At 38.4% G+C, this 1,147-nt stretch carries 2 protein-coding genes; both read right to left on the bottom strand.

The genetic code is table 11. The annotated features are described in order from the left end of the window. Window positions 1-170: 170 nt before the first annotated feature. Complete coding sequence (locus PCH05_RS27075) at window positions 171-713, bottom strand: hypothetical protein (RefSeq protein WP_127607827.1); 543 nt, start codon at window positions 711-713, stop codon at window positions 171-173. Between the two features lie 72 nt (window positions 714-785). After that, on the bottom strand, window positions 786-1,147 hold a 362-nt coding region (locus tag PCH05_RS27070), incomplete at its 5' end, for a GNAT family N-acetyltransferase (protein WP_164766823.1).

Below are 1,147 nucleotides of genomic sequence, written 5' to 3'. Positions count from 1 at the left end.
ATTGGCATACCCATAGCTTTGTTCAAAAGTCTTACCCTGATCTCGGACGAATATCGCCCCTGAGAATGGCATCATTTCATTGTGGCTCTCCATCATATCTTCTATAGATGAAAACAGACTCCTACTCATTGCCGCTTATCGCTTCCTTTCTTCTCTTCCGATTCTCCAGTTCATTTCAAGGGTGGATTTGCATACGTATCATCTAACAATTCATTCGATATTTCCAATGCTTCCTCCCTATTTTGGGCAGGTGCCGATATCATATAACCGTCGCCACCGTTCCAACCCCCGCCATGACCATCAGGATTTCTTTGATACTTCATAATAGCAATCTTGCTAAAATCCTTATTGATAAATAAAATTCCATACAGGAATTGTTTAAAACTTCCATTGTCGAAATATCTATAAAATAATTGCGTCTCACCCTGTTTGCTAAACCTAAGCTCTAATTTTCTATTTTCTTCCGGAACAGGTATGTTCTCACCTTCAATATCAATGGTTCCTTGAAATGTTCTTACACCCCGTATGCTCTTTTTCAATTCACCATGTACGGATATGGCAGTCGGATTTAGCTTATCTTTATGTACTTCACCTAATTGAAACATCACTCCTTGCATGGTAACCTTAAGCTGTCGAGGATACGTGTATATAAATGCCCATGTAAATGTTGTCACCAGCAGGATTCCTATCAAAATCCACAGTTTTGTCTTCAAGATCGGCCTCCTCTCATATCGGTTTTCTCCCTTCGGATTTGCGGATATTTCGATCAATAGATGTTCATTAATTTACAGTCTTTTCTTTAAGAAATACTGAACCATACCATCCGGATACTCATCTATCACCCCGAATACTTCATACCCCATCTTCTTATAAAATTCAGGAGACTGATAAGAGAAGGTACTTGTATGTGATAGTTTACAGCCCATATTAGAGGCTATGCCTTCTGCTTGAATAATTAAAGCCTTCCCGTGACCACTTCCTCTATATTCCTCATCAATCCAAAAGTTATCAATATATAACGTATCGCAGTATGTAGCACAAAAGATCCCGCCTATTGCTTTCCCTGTCTTATCCCTCAAAAATAAATTGATGCTCTTTCCAGGTATCTTTAATAAACCGTTCGTTTCTCTAACGTTATAGTTATATA

This window comes from Paenibacillus chibensis (genome assembly GCF_004001045.1).
Classification (GTDB): domain Bacteria; phylum Bacillota; class Bacilli; order Paenibacillales; family Paenibacillaceae; genus Paenibacillus_AQ; species Paenibacillus_AQ chibensis.
Note: the sequence above shows the minus strand (reverse complement) of the source record. Positions and strands in the feature narration are given on the sequence as shown.